This is a genomic window from Bacteroides caecigallinarum, assembly GCF_021531075.1.
Taxonomy (GTDB): Bacteria; Bacteroidota; Bacteroidia; order Bacteroidales; family Bacteroidaceae; genus Phocaeicola; species Phocaeicola caecigallinarum_B.
Map to the genome: position 1 here is coordinate 1 of NZ_JADYTJ010000056.1, position 16,663 is coordinate 16,663.

The 16,663-nt window shown below is 33.3% G+C and carries 16 protein-coding genes; 9 read left to right on the plus strand and 7 right to left on the minus strand.

All coding sequences use genetic code 11. The features are described 5' to 3' along the window. The 4 genes from I6E11_RS12525 to I6E11_RS12540 form a co-directional block, all read left to right on the plus strand. Positions 1-571: hypothetical protein (locus I6E11_RS12525; RefSeq protein WP_235338515.1), on the plus strand; the 571-nt coding region annotated here is incomplete at its 5' end. A gap of 12 nt (positions 572-583) precedes the next feature. Beyond that, a complete protein-coding gene (locus I6E11_RS12530) occupies positions 584-1,768 on the plus strand; it encodes an energy transducer TonB (RefSeq protein WP_235338516.1) in 1,185 nt (394 codons plus the stop codon). Positions 1,769-1,885: 117 nt separating this feature from the next. Beyond that, positions 1,886-2,251 carry a hypothetical protein gene (locus I6E11_RS12535; RefSeq protein ID WP_235338517.1) on the plus strand — a complete coding sequence of 122 codons (366 nt, stop codon included), beginning with the start codon at positions 1,886-1,888 and terminating at the stop codon, positions 2,249-2,251. Beyond that, positions 2,248-2,682, plus strand: coding sequence for a hypothetical protein (locus I6E11_RS12540; RefSeq protein ID WP_235338518.1), 435 nt, complete (start codon positions 2,248-2,250; stop codon positions 2,680-2,682). The genes I6E11_RS12535 and I6E11_RS12540 overlap by 4 nt, the downstream gene beginning before the upstream one ends. A 190-nt stretch (positions 2,683-2,872) precedes the next feature. Here the strand turns inward: I6E11_RS12540 and I6E11_RS12545 are convergent, their stop codons facing one another. The 7 genes from I6E11_RS12545 to I6E11_RS12575 form a co-directional block, all read right to left on the minus strand. Next, positions 2,873-3,754, minus strand: a complete 882-nt coding sequence (locus I6E11_RS12545; protein ID WP_235338519.1) for a BT4734/BF3469 family protein — start codon at positions 3,752-3,754, stop codon at positions 2,873-2,875. Between the two features lie 89 nt (positions 3,755-3,843). Further along, a complete protein-coding gene (locus tag I6E11_RS12550) occupies positions 3,844-5,508 on the minus strand; it encodes a DEAD/DEAH box helicase family protein (RefSeq protein WP_235338520.1) in 1,665 nt (554 codons plus the stop codon). A 60-nt stretch (positions 5,509-5,568) separates the two neighbouring features. Then, on the minus strand, positions 5,569-5,922 hold the full coding sequence (locus I6E11_RS12555) for a hypothetical protein (protein WP_235338521.1): 354 nt from the start codon (positions 5,920-5,922) through the stop codon (positions 5,569-5,571). Then, positions 5,919-6,974 (minus strand): hypothetical protein, encoded by a 1,056-nt coding sequence (locus I6E11_RS12560; protein WP_235338522.1) that lies wholly within the window; start codon positions 6,972-6,974, stop codon positions 5,919-5,921. Before I6E11_RS12560 ends, I6E11_RS12555 begins: the two co-directional genes overlap by 4 nt. 3 nt (positions 6,975-6,977) lie before the next feature. After that, positions 6,978-7,322, minus strand: a complete 345-nt coding sequence (locus I6E11_RS12565; RefSeq protein WP_235338523.1) for a DUF3853 family protein — start codon at positions 7,320-7,322, stop codon at positions 6,978-6,980. A 182-nt stretch (positions 7,323-7,504) separates the two neighbouring features. Then, a complete protein-coding gene (locus tag I6E11_RS12570; protein ID WP_235338524.1) occupies positions 7,505-8,593 on the minus strand; it encodes a hypothetical protein in 1,089 nt (362 codons plus the stop codon). Positions 8,594-8,677: 84 nt separating this feature from the next. Further along, a complete protein-coding gene (locus I6E11_RS12575; RefSeq protein ID WP_235338525.1) occupies positions 8,678-10,033 on the minus strand; it encodes a site-specific integrase in 1,356 nt (451 codons plus the stop codon). Between the two features lie 460 nt (positions 10,034-10,493). Between I6E11_RS12575 and I6E11_RS12580 the strand changes: the two genes are divergently transcribed. The 5 genes from I6E11_RS12580 (at position 10,494) to I6E11_RS12600 (ending at position 16,579) form a co-directional block, all read left to right on the plus strand. Next, positions 10,494-11,762, plus strand: a complete 1,269-nt coding sequence (locus I6E11_RS12580) for a phage integrase SAM-like domain-containing protein (protein ID WP_235338526.1) — start codon at positions 10,494-10,496, stop codon at positions 11,760-11,762. A 101-nt stretch (positions 11,763-11,863) separates the two neighbouring features. Then, positions 11,864-14,059, plus strand: coding sequence for a DEAD/DEAH box helicase family protein (locus I6E11_RS12585; RefSeq protein WP_235338527.1), 2,196 nt, complete (start codon positions 11,864-11,866; stop codon positions 14,057-14,059). Between the two features lie 255 nt (positions 14,060-14,314). After that, positions 14,315-14,584 (plus strand): hypothetical protein, encoded by a 270-nt coding sequence (locus I6E11_RS12590; protein WP_204444625.1) that lies wholly within the window; start codon positions 14,315-14,317, stop codon positions 14,582-14,584. Between the two features lie 83 nt (positions 14,585-14,667). Further along, a complete protein-coding gene (locus tag I6E11_RS12595) occupies positions 14,668-15,555 on the plus strand; it encodes an AAA family ATPase (RefSeq protein ID WP_235338529.1) in 888 nt (295 codons plus the stop codon). Then, positions 15,521-16,579, plus strand: coding sequence for a DUF3871 family protein (locus tag I6E11_RS12600; protein WP_204444627.1), 1,059 nt, complete (start codon positions 15,521-15,523; stop codon positions 16,577-16,579). Before I6E11_RS12595 ends, I6E11_RS12600 begins: the two co-directional genes overlap by 35 nt. The last annotated feature ends 84 nt before the right edge of the window (positions 16,580-16,663 follow it).

Consider the following 16,663-nt stretch of genomic DNA (forward strand, 5'->3'; position numbering starts at 1 on the left):
AGATGATATTGATGTATTTACTAATATAAAAGTTAATGATGATTACTATTCATTATTGAACCCAGATGGAACATTTGCTCTGAATGAAGGAAGTAAATGGGAAGGAAAATATTTAGAAAACGATGAATTTGGAGACCCTATTAAAGATAAAGCTTTTATAGCAGTCTATAATAGTGACTTGAATTATATGAATAGTACATATATTGCCGTTATGAAAGGAGACGAAGACCATGTGAGATTTTATTACGATTTGCCTTGGTATCCTGGAAGGTTTGATAATAACAAAATTCTTTCTATTAAAATAAAAAATAAGATTGATGGTACAGTAAGAGAATTAAGCAATTATAAATATAATACTAATTATTGTATTTTGTCAGAAGAAGACTCTTATTATATAAAAGAAATGTGTGATAGTAATCCACAAATTAGTTTTTGTATCAGATTTGAAGTTATAAGTTATGACTGGTTTCCAGATTCAGATGATGTGGAAGTTTGTACGATTGATTTCGATAATGGATTAGCTTATGGATTAAACAATGCTATTATGGCTTATTTTTACAAAATGTTTTAAATAGAAAATGATATGAAACAAGTTCTTTTTGCAGTAGTTTTAATTTTTACTTTTCAAAATTTGATAGCTCAACCTGAAGTTAGAAAACTTGCAGAATATGAGTTAAAGGGTGATGTGTCATCTGTTGTTTCAAAAGACTATTCAGGTAAAATGTCTTTTGGGGAACTGGTTACAGACAAATTGATTGAAACGACCACACACAAGTTTGACCAAAAAGGGAATTTGATAGAGTTTGAACTAATTAACTCTGATAAACATGAGAAGAACAGTTATAAATATAATGCAAATGATAAATTGATTCAAATTTCATCTTTAGATGGAAGCAACTCATCTTATGAATATAGCAATAATCGTCTTATAAAGATTGATACATACAACAAAAATAATAAATTGGAAAGACGGGTTAAACGTCCATATAATTCTCCAAGTTCATTTGTAGATATAACCTATAATGGTGACGGTAGTGAAAGAGGACGTTCAACCTATAAGAATAATTTGTTGGTTACAGAGGTTGTTTACAATAATACTACTAATTACATATATAATGCAAATAAAAAACTGATAGAGAAACGTTATTCTGGAGTAAAAGTTGACATGGGTGATGTTTTGAGTGCTTTCATGATGGCTAATGCATTAGGAGATGTAAGTGGAATTAATGATATGCAAGGGAAGAAAGTAAATTCAACAACCAGATTATTCTATAATGAAAAAGGATTTATAAGACAAGAGATTGTAACAGGTACTAATACAAGAGGAAAAACAGCTACTTCCAAGTATAAATATGATTCCAAGGGGAATTGGATATTAAAAATAACCACTCTAAAAGAAAATAACAAGGACTATTATTTAATAACAGAACGTAATATTAATTATTACTCATCGAATGAGTCTTCGACAAATAATTTAATTCGACATGAAAAAGCTGAATTTCCAGGAGGAGAAAAGGCTATGACAGAATTTATAAATGAGAACTTGATTTATCCAAAATCTTGTCAAGAGATGGGTATTCAAGGTAGAGTTACAGTTTCGTTTATAGTTAGTAAAGAAGATGGAAGTCTTAAAGATATAAAAGTTGAGCGAGGTGTCGATTCTGATATGGATAAAGAAGCAATACGTATTGTTAGCTCTATGCCTAAGTGGATACCAGCAATAGAAGATGATAAGCAAACTATATCCATTAGATTTAGATTACAATAGGATGTAATACTATTTAATATAAAGAACGATTAAGAATAAAGCTTAGTCGTTCTTTTTTTATACCTACTATCTCTCAAATGACAAAAACGCGATTCTAAAGGATTGAAACTCTAACTAATGACAATAATAATAACTACGAGTATGTTAGGAAATCTTATGAATATATTCTTTGATGGTACTTTAGAAGAATCGTCAGAGCGTCAGGTTAGAGAAGCTACACCTGATGTAACCGAAAAAAGTAGTAAAATCGCCAAACCTATCCCTGAAAAATACGAGAAAGATGTAGAAGCCTTACGAAAGAGGTATGGAGAGAATTTTAAAACCGGACTCTGCATCAATCTAACCTTAAAAGAAGCTCTGGAAATCATACCGAGAGAAAGAGCTAGGTCTGATGCTTATATAGGACTTATATCATTTCTGAAGGGCAAAATGGGAATTACACTAACAATCAAATCACAAAAATCTAAAGGAGGAAAACTATGAAATTATTTATCACAAGCAAAATCTATGACACAGAAAAACAGACTATAGCTGAAATTGAGAAAGCAGTACAGGACGATTTGGACAATATGGTTGGTAAAGATAAAGTTGAATTTAAGCTATGTACATTAGGAAATGTTGTAGCCATGTTTTTCAATAGACCTTTAGAATATTCCACTTTAGGGGCTGACCCGAGAGAAAGTATTATTGGTGAGGATGCTTTAATCATTACAGGAGATAGATATAATGGGTTCATAATGCCATCACCTCTTCCACCTATGCCTTATTTAGGACATATAATTTATAATCTGGAACAGTCAGACTTTCTGGAGATTTATAAAGAAAGTGCTAAAATTCTTGGAGCAAGCAAGATAAGGGATTGTTGGCTGGAGATAAATTCAAATATGATTGTTCTGAGGGTACAAATGAAGTAACATATAAAAATACTGGAAACCAATATGCAGGCTTCCAGTATTTTGTTTCTCCCTATTATCCGATAATATCCAGAGAATTAAAAAGACAAGTAATGTAACCTTTTTCTTTTTTTCTGGATATACCATTATATAGGATATGTAGAATTTTTGGTTATTACCATAATATATTGATAATCTGATATATAACCCATTAATGATAAGCAGAATGTACTATTTTTCTTATCTCGTCAGAAGTGAATCCATTTTCAATACTACTATAATAAGCTATCAGATAATCAACAGCAACCCTTTCCGGTATTCCATCATTATAGAAGAAACTAGCCAATATCAGAAGGTTATTGTTCCGAACACCGGGGTACATGCTATAATATTCTTCAAATAAGGTATGGGATTCTAATGCCTTAGCTCTTATTGATTTTGTAATCTGAATTGGAGTTATATTACTATTAAGGACAGGCGTAGCAGCTTTCCCTTTCTTTTTGGGAGCAGGTGGAATGGATGGAAGATTAGCTGTGTCTATATGCAGTCTATTAGCATTTTTGTTCAGATAAAGCCCGGAATCATAAGACCACATACAGGGATGGGAGATATTGGAGCATGATAGGTCAAACTTCAAATCACTTCTTCCGGTTACTCCTAATAAATTTCCAATATAATAATACAAAGCCTTATGATAGGAAAAATCTTGCAGGTCATGCAGGACAAGCACCTTCAAACCATTACCGGAGGGAGATTTGAATACAGATAGCACATAAGGATTAGTTTTTAACCGCTCCTTTTCAGCTTTCAGGTCAGCTACATTATCAAGGTCTATACAGATAACCCCTGATGAGATTATAATTTTTGCATCCTCCATCCTTTCAAGCATACCTGAAAAACAGATGGCTGGTAATAATTTCTTTTTAAGGTCGTTTCTCAGATTATGGTCTGTTTCTTTTCTCACTCTTTCAACCCTCACTCTCAAATCACCTTTCCTTATGCTTTCCAACACTTCAAGCAGAGGTATATGCTTAGGATTTACCTTTACAAGCACGTTAGGAAAGCAGGACACCATTATTTCATTCAGTTCCATCTTTATATCGTTTTTTAGTCAGACAAGTAATGTAACCTTTTTCTTTTTTTTTGATATACCATTATATAGGATATAGAAATTTTTTGGTTCTATGTTATATTCATATTTATTCCTCTATCATTCAAATATTTACAAAGTTTATTATATCTATCTTTAGCCTTTCTTTTTTTAGGAATCAGATTATATAGTTCATCCAAAGTAATATCAAATGAATAAGTAGTTTCATTCTCTATACTATCCCTTATCTTTGGGTCATAGGAGTAAAGGCTTATCATATCCATAATGCAATTCTTTTCAGGCTTACTATATTTTCTGCATGGCTTCATCACACCACCTATTTTACAACTAGAAGGTGAATTTTTAATGAAATACTCCTGAACTTCCTCCATGAGATTATAGTCAATATCGGAAGAAAAATAAACCTTTATCGGAAGTCCACTATGTTTTCTTATCTGGATTCTGCATATAGTCTGGATTACCAAAGACTTCATATAGTCCTTGAAGCTGCAACGACACCCGAACATCTTATTTATATCTCCTACAATATTATCAGGAATATGCCATTCGCCTAAGAAAACAATATTTTGGAAATCTCTGTATTCATTAGAACCTCTGTCAAGACCGCTCCCTCTGTAAATAATTGAAAAACAGTCTGAGCTTATTCCTGCTTCCATCAGACATTCTCCCAAAAGTTTAGGGAAATTATACTGTACCTTATCTCCGGCAAGCTCATAAGTATCAGCAACCCCTTCATTCCTTACCCCCTTGAATATATCCAAAGACTTCCATGTTACGATAAGGCTCTTTCCTGTACTGCAAACATTTTTCAGCATATAAACAACTCCTTTTCCAACAGCCATAAACTCATTTTTGTTCCAGTTCTCATTGTTTTTCCTCTTGAACGGTATATCAAACTGGATAAACTCTATATCACTTGAATAGTGGAAACCTTCAATACAGAGAAGCCTTTGGTCTGTTTCCCTGAATATGTTATCAGCAGTACCGTCAAACAATATGCAGCATAATCCATCAGCAAAATCATTCACCCTTCCACGAATAGGAACAATACCATTCTTTAGGATATGGTTAAAGATATATTCAGTCTTATATCTTGCAAGCTCATTCCTGGCACGGAACAGCTTGTAACCACTTTTTCCATAAGCAGCCCACATCTGGTTTATATCCTGATAACAATGCTGATAAAACCCTCCTTCACACTCCACACCTGATTTTCCATTATGGGTCTTGTGGCTGTCAATGAAGGTAACAATATCCTTTATTTCCCGTGGTATCTCAAAAGGCTGCGGATAATAGTTAATCATTTCATCTATCAGCATGAATCCTCTTTTTCCGGTATTATAGGAAATGAAAAGCTCGTAAGGCTCTATAATAATCCGGGCAGAGGTGATAATCAGAATATCATAATCAGCCAAAGAGATGGGATTATCCTTGTAAGCTTCCATTTCAGCTATTCTGTTTGTACCGGAGTGCAATACCATGAGCTTTGGACGATGAAAAGAAGCTATACCGCCAATCCATTCTGCTGTCTTTTTAGCCAGTTCTTCGGCAGCTTCAATAGTTGCCACCACCACCAGAATACCTTTCCAGCATTTTTCCTTTATTATCTCCAGAATCATAGTAGATTTTCCTGAACCACAGCCTGAACTTACAATGTGAAGTCCGTTGGTGGTTGGAAAGGGAATACTGCAATTTATAAACTGCATCACCCCATTGCTAAATTCAATCTTACCCATAACATCAGTCATTTTTTGAGGATGAGAGCCATAAAAATAACTCCCATCCTTAATTAGACATTAAAAACTCCATCTCTTGGCTCTTGGCAAATCATTCAGAATCTCAACCACTACATTATCATCCTCCATAAGCATCTCTTGTTGAAGTGCAAGGTATAAGTTCAAATCCTCAACGATAACCAGCTTTTGGGATAAATCAGAATCCAAGAGAGTAACAGGAATACCATTAGGGTCAGTTGCTTTATAACCCCTCCTTAGAAACACTTCGGCAGATACGGCTTCCAACATCACTTCACCTGTATGGATTTTGAGATTGCAGCGATAAGAACCAACCATTATCATATCCACTTTGGGATTTACAGGGGTACAGAATATATAATCTTCCGTAATCCATTGTCTATAAGTCTTTCTCATTCTGTTCTGGTTTTAAGTGGATTAGTGTTTAAAAATACTTGGTATGACCGTTCAAACTGTTCCTTTACAAATACTTCCTTCTTCTTTCCACAGCCACGTTTATACTCGCTTGGAGATACCATTTCTCTCAGGTCGTCATTTCCAATCCCCTTGATAAAGGATATGATATACTTTGTTGCATCCTTCTGGCTCAGTTCCTTACAGGCGGTACACCATTTTTCTATGATTAGCTCAGGAATGGTCTTGTTTTTCAACGCATCCTCATTAGCTCCTGAGAATTTCTCCAGTGCAGCCTTATGAATTGCTATTCCAGATTCAGAGTATGAATAGCTTAGATTGGGATTTTCTTCACTCATGGCTCTTACGAGAGGTGTCTTTCTGATAATCCCTTTCGTGAGAGTTATCCATTCACAGGCGGAAGTGTAGTTATATCCCCTTGATTCCAGCATTTGAACATACTCCAGAGCAGCTTTAGTGTCTTTATCTATATTGGTATTTCCCAATACACCTGTCATAAAATCACTGTTCATCCAAGTAAATACTTTCAGATTGATAGCCTGTAACATCTTGTCTAAAGCTATCCATTGCAGAGGAAAATAAGCATATAACTGCAATTCCATATCGGGAAATTCTTTTCTGATTTCACGAATAGCAGAATACCTTGTCTGACCGTCTATGATTACCACAGTTCTTGAAAGCTCATCCTCCGGTATGGGATTCCCATCAAAATCAGTTACTGTAAATCCAAACCTGACTGCAACAGTAGCAGGAATAATCACACACATAATTTGCGCTCCAACCTCTAAGATTGTTTTTTTCAGCGATTCGATAGCTTTGGCTTTTGGTTTTCTGTTCATTTTAAGCCTTGCTATTCTGATACCTCCGTCTTTTTCAGCACCAAGCAAATCAACGATATACAAGAGTGAAAAAACTTTGGCGAACATCTTGGGAGATAAATCTGCTATTTTCTGTGTTTCTTCTTTGCAGAACTCAATATCAGCAGGGGACAATTCCCCTGCTATCTTTCGCAACTCCTTCTGAACGGTACTCATAATCTACGCTTGTTTACGGTTGAACTTATTATTATGATTACTCAGACGAAGTATTTCCAACATCTTATAGGTATCAAAAATGACGGTCTTTCCATTTTGCAGTATGGCTTCGTCAAGTACACCGTCAGCTTTCATCCTGCTTATATTACTGATTGATATACCAAAGACTTCGGCTGCACTCTTGATACCTGTTACAAATGGTGGTAACTTTGGATAGTTAGATACCGAAGGCTGTTCTACCACTTTCTTTGTTTTTACCTGTTGCAGCAATTCCAAAAGTTCTGCACCGCTCATCATTAATACGGGTTTATCCAAAAGGGATAGCAGAATGTTTTTTTCTGTATTCATTTTCATTATATTTTAAATTATAAAACTTGTTTTCGTTCCCGGAACAGTGCAAATGTAGAAACAAAAAAAACAGCCACAAAGAAATTGTAACTGCTTTTATATCAATAGATTATACTTGATATTACATGATATTATCAGACGATATTTAATGCTATAATATGATATTAAATGACTACTTCATACTACTTAATGCTACTTGGTGCTATCTTTTTTACCTCCTTTTTGAACTGTTTTATAAGGTCATCAATCATTTGCTTGTCTTTATCTCCGACATTGCTTGTATTTTTTCCTAAATCGCCAATCGGAATTGTCTTACCTCTTATTTTGAACACATTAGCTACCATTTCCCATTGTCCTTTATCAAACTCTCCACAATACAATTGTTTCATAAAATATTGCAAAGTCAGCTTACTTTTCTGCCATGATATTCTTTGATACGCTTTTTTAGGGGTATCTGATTCTCCACCAAACCAAAAGAGAAAACAATCTTCTGAACATTGAAACAGTTTGTTTTGGCATAATCCATACAAAACCTTCAATGCTGTTTGCTGTAAATCAACTTCAAAACCTCGAATTAAATCAGGAAGAAGCAAAGGGTTATATAAAATTGCTCCTCTTGCGATTTTTTTTTCTGCTTTACGTTTGTTTTTTTGCTGGAAAGAAGCACTTTTCTTTTGTTCTTCTGCTGGTGAACATTTCATATCAGCAGCATATTGTTCACCTAAATCTGCTTTATTTTCTTGTACAGTGGAATAAGATACACTTTCACTTGAAGACTCCACCACTTCTGAACATTCAGCCTTTTTATTCTTTAATGAATCAGTATTAGAGTCAGTTTTTTGCTGGTTACACTTCACATCTTCTGTTACAGTAAATGCATTATTTGGAGTCGTAGTTTCTGTAGTATTGCTACAGTCATTCTCCGAATGGTTAGTATTTACGGTGATATTTTCTGAATGACTAACATCTGCAGAAGGATTAGTATTAGCACAGTCGTTTCTTTTTGCAGAAGTCATTATGTTGTTCAATTCGTTTCTCAAATTATCATCACCAAAGAGTTTATTTGCAAAATTTTTCGTTTTATCACTCATATTGTATCTATCCCAAAGCCACTTACCGCCAACTCCAAAAAGAATACCTATAGTTCCAGTAGTTATAGTTCGCATTACTCCTGATTTCTGTTGGGGAGGTACAGTTTGAGGAGGTATAACTTGAATATAGTAATTATTCTCAATCTTTATTGTTTTATTTATAGTTACATTTTGTGCCATAGATTTATAATTAAAAGATTATACAAAAAAGCAGTACCCGATAAACAACCTACCGAATACTGCTCTAAATATAAGAATTTATTTTTAAGCTATTTCCTTCACATACTCAAAAAGTTTTTTTAATTGTTCAGAATCCATTTTATCAAGCTTCTCAATGATCCTCGACTTATATTGATGGGTGTTCCACTTATCCATCTCCATTTTCTGAGTTTCATCCGCTACTTCAATATAAGGCTTCATAGATTCGTAATCACTATGTCCTGTACAGCTCATTACTACACTGGGAGGAATACCAAGAGCTAAAGAACAACATACAAAAGTTCTTCTGGCATCGTGACAGCTTATCTGTTCCCAAAATTTATAGGTATCTTCATGCCGAGTGTTACCTTTGAAATAGACCTGTGTTATTTCTCTGTCTAGCCCAGCCAGTTTTGCAGCTTCTTTCAGATAATCATTCAGTTTTTGATTGGAAGGAACTGGAAAAACAGTATCACCTTTATACCAAGCATACTTATCAATAATCTTTTGAGCGTGTTCGTTTAGAGCGATACGAAGTTTGTCATCTGTTTTTTCGGTACAAAAATCCAAATAACCATCTAATATATTACTTGTTCTGAGTTTAGCCAAGTCAGAATATCTTAATGAAGTAAAAGCCATGAAGCAGAACATATCACGAGCCTTTGACAGATATTCCTTCTCTTTTGGAAATTCATATTCAAAAAAGTGCATCAGCTCCTTGTATTTAAGATATGTTACTGTCCTATGTACCATTTTCAAATTGGGTTTAAATTCTAACACTCCCGGCTGTATTTTATATCCATGTCTTACAGCCCATCGAAGAAATGATTTTAACGTTCTAAATTGTTTAGTAATCGTATAATTATGATAATCATTCTTTATGTACCAATTTACTAGTTCTAACATCTTAGATTGGTTTAACCCTTCCAGAGTAATATTAGAATCGCATCCCATAAGTTGATTCCACATTTGTTCATACTTGTATTGAGATTGTAAAGACCAGCAACCTTCTTTTGGACGGAGCTGTAAAAACTCAGAAAAGATGTCTTTTAGTGTCTTTTCTGTATTATCATCTTCCACAACTTTAAGCTTGTTTCTCCCTAATTTCTCATTTACCAGTTCCTTCAAGTCAGCATTACCCGGTATTTCATTATGCAGTGAATATTCAGTAAAAACTTCCTCAATATGCCCCAAGAAAGTACGGATTGCATTGTTAATCTCTCGTGCATACACTGTCTTTCCACTAATATAATGTGTGGTATTAGCTTTTACCAGTTGCTTTGTAGAATCCCATTTCATCGGGTCAATGGTATAACCCACAGAAAAAGCCACCTCATTCTTCTTGCTGTTCCATCTTACCCTAATCATTAGCTGCCCATTTTGCGTAACATAGGCTCTCGTGTTAAAATTCATCTTTTTCATACCTTTTGTCTTTTAAATTTTGATGAAGTTAAGGAGAAATTCAGTAGGATATATATAATGTAAATCACTGGATATTATATGATTGTACTTGCTATAAATACTCCCTCCGTACTCCCCCTGTAAAGTTCGATTTCTCTTTAGGTCCAAAACAAAGGTAGGAAGAAAGATTGGGGGGAGTAAGACCTTTTAACTACTCCCTCGCTTTTGGAAAGTATATGAGTTTTATTGAAACTACAAAGTTGAGAAGAAATTTGTATATGTCTTATTATCAGTATTATATACAGTCTGATAATATCTTATGATGTATTCTAAAGAGTGCTGGCTGGTCCACTGATAAACTCTTGTAAATTAGATATTTACAGGAGTTTTTTATTTGTCTATAAGAGCTTAATCTAAGTCGAAATCATGCTTAAAATACTGTTTGTTGTTCCATAGTTGTTCCCAATTTTAAGGATATAATATGCTGACATTCAAAACAGAAGTACTGAAAAGCAAACAGAAAAGTGATGGTACTTATAATGTAAAGATTAGAATGACCTACAATAGAGAGGTCAAAAGACTTTCGACTAATATATTTGTTAGACAGGAAGATTTAACCAAATCATTCAAACTTAAAAATCCTAAGTTTATTCAAGAAGCAGATGCTATAGTAAGATATTATCAGGAAATATGTGCCAAATTGCAGATTGGCATTAATAACTATAGTATGGATGATATTGTAGCATTCTTGAAGGGAGAGCAAATGAAATCCCAAGAAATTGACTTTATTCAGTTCAGTAGGGAATGGATAACTCATTCTACTATTAAAGGAGTAGAGAATTATACGTCTGCTGTCAATGCTTTTGTACAATTTCTTGGGAAAGATAGATTGATTATCCAACAATTGACTACATCTTTGTTAAAAGATTTCATGGACTATCTTGTCAAGAAGAGAGAAGAAAAAATTAAGATGCTTAAAGAACAAGGCAAAAGGGTTCCATCAAACAGGGTAGTTTCTTTATATCTTGGTAGTATAAGGCATCTTTTCAATGAAGCCAAGAAGCAATATAATGATTATGACAGGGATATAATTCTCATATCTCATTCTCCTTTTGAAAATTTCAAGATACCTAAACAGGAAGCAACAAGAAAAAGGGCTATTTCTGCAAATGATATATTGAGGATATATGAATTGCCATATATTCTTGATAGTAAAGGTAAAGAAAAATTGGGAAGATTCAATCTTGCAAAGGATTGTTTTATTCTCTCTTTTGGATTGATAGGCATTAATTCAGCAGATTTGTATTCATGTGAGGATATAAGTGATGATGTTATTACCTACTTTAGGGCAAAAACTTCTGCCAGAAGAAATGATAAGGCAAAGATGAAGGTGAAAGTTATGGATATTATCAAGCCTTTGGTCAATAAGTATAGGGATAGAACTGGAAAGAAAGTATTCAATTTCTATCAGAATTATACCACTGCAGACAGTTTCAATAAAGCCATAAACTATGGATTAAAACAAATAGGGGAAATATTACGAATAGAAGATTTGGAGTATTATGCTGCAAGACATTCTTGGGCTACCTTGGCTGTTAATAAGGTTGGTATAGACAAATATACAGTTCATGCAGCTCTTAACCACATTGATGAAGCTATGAAAGTGACTGACATCTACATAGAAAGAGATTTTGAGGTGGAGAATGAAGCAAACAGGAAGGTTATAGAGTATGTTTTTAATATATATTGAAGTGTATGGATATATTGAGAGTCTTCATAATTTAAATTATGAGGATTCTCTTGCTTCCTTTTATATTAGGAGAAGTGAATACAAAAATATACATTTGTATTATGTCAAATGTAATTATGGAAAATATGATTGAAGAAGTTGTTGAAATAGGTAGTATTGTCTCAGTAGGTAAATATGAGATTTTATATGCGTCATCGCCTTATTGTTATGAAAGTGACGGTATTTTAGATAGTATTAAGGTTGTCCAATATTTGAATAATGCTTATGTTAGGTACAATGATATTCATTTGAAATACAGAATAAACTGGAAAGAGGTAGGAAAGTCTATAGAATCTGTTAGTTTCTTCATGCCAAAAGATAAAACCCATTTAGGGGATGTTTTTATAACCTCTCCTTATGGATTGATAAAAAAGAATAGAACAGGTATAGGGGCTACAACATTGGAACTCAATTCTCCAAGAAACAGTATAATTGTAGTTCCAACAAGGGCATTGGCTTATGGAAAAGCCATTAGTAGTAAGATTGAAGAAGTTCCAAATAAATATAGGGTGTTGTATGTAGGTGGAGACATAACAGGTTTTGTTGTCCCTGAAATATCAGACTATTTAATGGATTCTTCTATAGATTATAAAAAGTTTATTGTTGTTGCAGACAGTTTGCCAAGATTGTTGAGTATTATAGGCAAAGAACATTATAAAGACTATTTCCTTATGATTGATGAAATAGATTCATATCAATATGATTGTAGTTACAGGCCCAATATGGAAAATGTAATGGATTATTATTTTCAGTTTCCATTTAACCGTAGATGTTTAGTATCGGCAACAATAGGAGAATTTTCAAATAAACACATTACAGAAGAGCCAGTAATCAATGTATTATTTGATAATTTCCAATCAAGGAATATCAATCTTATTCACACAAACAATGCAGAAATCAGGCTGAAAAAGGTAATAGAAAAAATAGCTTCAGACAAACCTAATGACAAAATTTTGATAGCCTATAATTCAGTAAAAGGATGTGCTACTATTATAAATAGCTTAAGTGACAACCTAAAATCTGAATGTGCTATTTTATGTAGTTCAAAGAATGAAGATATTACAGAATATTATAGTGATATTGTAGATGACAAACTGCCTAAGAGGATTACATTTATGACGTGTACTTATTTTGTAGGAGTAGATATAAATGAAAGATTCCATCTTATTACTGCAATAAATGTACTAAAGCCATATACCATACTATCTACTGATAAATTGCAACAAATAGCAGGAAGATGTAGGCATACTGAAGGTTTGTTAAGTGATACCATAATATATACAACAAAGAATAACAATGAGGAACTGGGTGGTTTACATGAACAGGTTTTGGGGGATGCGGAAGTATTGGCTACTTTTGGCAATTTATATCCAAAATTAAAAAGTACATTCCCAAATTCTTACTATTTTAGAGAAGATTTCATAGAAAAAGAGTTTATTGAATCAACAAAAAAAAGATACTTAGGGCATAAACCTATACAATTAGTCAGGAAGAATGCGGATGGGATATTTGTACCTTCTTACTTCAATATAGATTTTGTTCGCATTCAAATTGATTTATTATGTAGATTATATTCAGAATCTAAAACGCTTCCTGGTACATTAAGAACAGATGGACATATTGTAGAAGTGCATGATTATATTGAAAACGAAGATATATCTTCAGATATAATAGAACAAACCGATGAAAATTTCCGACAAGCAAATACACTTCAACGTAAAGACTTGATTAGAAGATTACAGGAAGAAAAAAATATAGAAACAAGAGAAAGAGTTGCACGAAATTTAATGAAACAAAAATGTTCAAAACAAAACACTTTGTTTTTAGAGCGTTTCATAGAGCTCCAGAAATATGTACCTTTTGATTTATTGATTGAGAAATTAGAGCAGTATAAGAACAATACAGACTATAACAAATTCTATAATTATGTAATCTTTTGGGCATTGGAAAATACACATCCTCTAAAGGTTTCAATCAGCGCAAATTTTCCAATAAATGAGATGTTTACAGGGGCTGAATTAACAGAAAGATTTAATGCCATATATAGCGGTTTATTGAATTACTCCAATTTAACCCCTACTAAAGCAATACCTATAATAAGGAACTTTTGTACCCTTTCAAAAAGAACCTCTAAGCGAATTAATGGACAACCTGTAATGGTATATAGAATTATTGATATTAACCCATATGGGCTTGAAGGTGAACCTTTGGAATACATTTCTGCTAAAACTGTAATAGCTCGTTTTCTAAGATTTTAGGTAGAGAATGTATTCACTTTTCTATATAAAATAATAGAAAGTGAATACAGAATACACGCTTTCCCCTTTTCTCGCTATATAGAGAGGGAGATTATCATATATGTAAATATATAATATATAATTATTTTTACTGAAATTTTTTTATATTTTTTGAATCGTTCCTGTTTTTAAGAGCATAATATACACCACCATACCTCCCTCCCCATAACTTAGGGTTGGGATATTCCCTCCCACAACAATTAAATAATAAAAATTATGGATAGCTTGAAATTTATTGAAACAATGTCTGTAGCAGACTTCAAGACAAAAATGGGAGTAGAAAGAATTGAAGTAAAACAGAATCCTCAAACTGGAAAATGTTTCTTTGTATATGGCTGTGAAACAGGTGCCGTAAGTGAAAGATTTATCAAAGGGAATATTACAATGCCAGTTATATCGCAAGTATGTTCTCCTGATACAGGTGATTTGTTTTACATGTTACATCAAAAAGGGGAAGGTGGAGCACCTACACTGGCTACATTGTAATTTATCAGTCTTGAAGAGTGGCAAGAAATTGCTACTCTTTTTTTTATTTCCCCATTAATAAAGTCTTTTATTTAAAACATATAATTATGAATCTAAGAAGAACATCAAAAAAGCAAGCTAAAATTAAATTGGCTTTACAAGGTTGTGCAGGGTCAGGAAAAACATATTCAGCCTTGTTGTTGGCTTATGGGCTTTGTGGAGAGTGGAGTAAAATTGCAGTCATTGATTCTGAGAATGGAAGTGCAGATTTATATGCACATTTGGGTAACTACAATGTTTTACCTCTTCAAGACAGTTTCACACCTGAAACATATATGGAAGCCATAGGAATATGTGAGAATGCAGGAATGGAAGTTATTATCATAGATTCTATTTCTCAATGCTGGGATAATTTGTTAGAATATCATGCTAATTTACAAGGCAATAGTTTTACTAATTGGCAAAAAGTCACTCCAAGAATTAATGCTTTCATGCATAAAATTCTACAAAGTGATAAGCATATCATTTGTACTATGAGGTGTAAACAAGACTATGTATTAAATGAGAAAAATGGTAAGATGGTTCCTGAAAAAGTTGGTCTTAAGGCTGTAATGAGGGATGGTATTGACTATGAGTTTACTATAGTCTTTGATATAAATATGAAACACCAAGCTATTGCAAGCAAAGATAGAACCAACCTTTTTATGGGAAAGCCTGACTTCACAATCACACCTACTACTGGAGAAATAATTCTTGATTGGTGTAATGACGGGGTTAATGTGGATATGATAAAGCAGAAGATAAATGCAGCCAGAACTATTGATGAACTAACAGCCATTTATCATGAATACCCAGAATGGTATCAGCAACTTACTTCCGATTTCATGCAGAAGAAAATGCAACTGCAGGAAGAACAAAATAAACCGAATATTAATTATAACCCTAATTTTATAAGATATGGAAACAATGTTACTACAACCTGTAAGAACTAAACAAGTTTATCCAAGTAAGATGAATAGAAGTTTAAAGTATGATGCAGAAGTGATAGAACCAATAGAAATCTTAAAACCAAAATCTTTATACTCAGATACACGTAAAAAGTTACCTTTTATTGAGGCAAATACAAAAGAAGTTACCATTGAGCACCTGAAAGATGATTGCATTGTACCTGTATTCAGCAAGGACAATGAAATCACAATCAGCCATCCTAACTTCATTGAATCTGTATGGGAAGCAGCAAATAGAGTTTTTCCCAATGAAAGTATTGATATACCTGAAATCAGAGTAAGCCATATTATCAAAGGAAGAACACCCGAAGCCATTCATAAATCAGTAAAAGATTTATTGGAAGAAGATAAGACCATTTATTACGAGAGAATGATGTTTTGCTTTGAAATACCTACTATCCATGAGGATATAATGGGCAACAGATTAAACCTTACAATAGGTGGTGTAAGGGCATATAATCATGAGAATCTTTATAGCAAAAAAGGTGTTGAGAAGTTCAAAATCTTTATAGGCTTCAAGAACCTTGTCTGTTGTAATATGTGTGTATCTACTGATGGTTTTAAGTCAGAATTAAAGGTGATGGATACAAATGGACTGTTTAATGCAGCTATACAACTTTTTCAGGAATACAATATAGCCAAACACCTTTATTATATGGGGGCTTTTCAAGACAGCTATATGACAGAACAACAGTTTGCACAATTTTTAGGAAAGAGTAGATTATACCAATATCTTCCACTTGAGCAGAAGAAAAGTCTTCCTCAAATGCTTATGACTGATACACAAATAGGTATTGTAGCTAAGTCATTTTATAATGATGATAATTTTTCTCTTCCTGACAATCAAAATGATATATCTATGTGGAATGTGTACAATTTACTTACTGGAGCAAATAAGAGTAGCTACATTGATAATTTCCTGGATAGGTCACTTAATGCTACACAACTTGCTGAAGGACTTAATAAAGCCTTATATGGAGATTGTGCTTATTCATGGTTCATAAAATAATTGTATTCACTTCTTATATAAAAAATAATCAAAATGAATACGGAATACTTTATATGAATGATTACAATCAGAAGAGGAATTTAT

What these genes read in the sequence shown, in the direction of transcription:
- I6E11_RS12530 (WP_235338516.1), top strand. Translation starts at nt 584, where the DNA reads ATGAAACAAGTTCTTTTTGCAGTAGTTTTAATTTTTACTTTTCAAAAT.
- I6E11_RS12535 (WP_235338517.1), top strand. Translation starts at nt 1,886, where the DNA reads ATGACAATAATAATAACTACGAGTATGTTAGGAAATCTTATGAATATA.
- I6E11_RS12540 (WP_235338518.1), top strand. Translation starts at nt 2,248, where the DNA reads ATGAAATTATTTATCACAAGCAAAATCTATGACACAGAAAAACAGACT.
- I6E11_RS12545 (WP_235338519.1), bottom strand. Translation starts at nt 3,754, where the DNA reads ATGGAACTGAATGAAATAATGGTGTCCTGCTTTCCTAACGTGCTTGTA.
- I6E11_RS12550 (WP_235338520.1), bottom strand. Translation starts at nt 5,508, where the DNA reads ATGGGTAAGATTGAATTTAGCAATGGGGTGATGCAGTTTATAAATTGC.
- I6E11_RS12555 (WP_235338521.1), bottom strand. Translation starts at nt 5,922, where the DNA reads ATGAGAAAGACTTATAGACAATGGATTACGGAAGATTATATATTCTGT.
- I6E11_RS12560 (WP_235338522.1), bottom strand. Translation starts at nt 6,974, where the DNA reads ATGAGTACCGTTCAGAAGGAGTTGCGAAAGATAGCAGGGGAATTGTCC.
- I6E11_RS12565 (WP_235338523.1), bottom strand. Translation starts at nt 7,322, where the DNA reads ATGAATACAGAAAAAAACATTCTGCTATCCCTTTTGGATAAACCCGTA.
- I6E11_RS12570 (WP_235338524.1), bottom strand. Translation starts at nt 8,593, where the DNA reads ATGGCACAAAATGTAACTATAAATAAAACAATAAAGATTGAGAATAAT.
- I6E11_RS12575 (WP_235338525.1), bottom strand. Translation starts at nt 10,033, where the DNA reads ATGAAAAAGATGAATTTTAACACGAGAGCCTATGTTACGCAAAATGGG.
- I6E11_RS12580 (WP_235338526.1), top strand. Translation starts at nt 10,494, where the DNA reads ATGCTGACATTCAAAACAGAAGTACTGAAAAGCAAACAGAAAAGTGAT.
- I6E11_RS12585 (WP_235338527.1), top strand. Translation starts at nt 11,864, where the DNA reads ATGTCAAATGTAATTATGGAAAATATGATTGAAGAAGTTGTTGAAATA.
- I6E11_RS12590 (WP_204444625.1), top strand. Translation starts at nt 14,315, where the DNA reads ATGGATAGCTTGAAATTTATTGAAACAATGTCTGTAGCAGACTTCAAG.
- I6E11_RS12600 (WP_204444627.1), top strand. Translation starts at nt 15,521, where the DNA reads ATGGAAACAATGTTACTACAACCTGTAAGAACTAAACAAGTTTATCCA.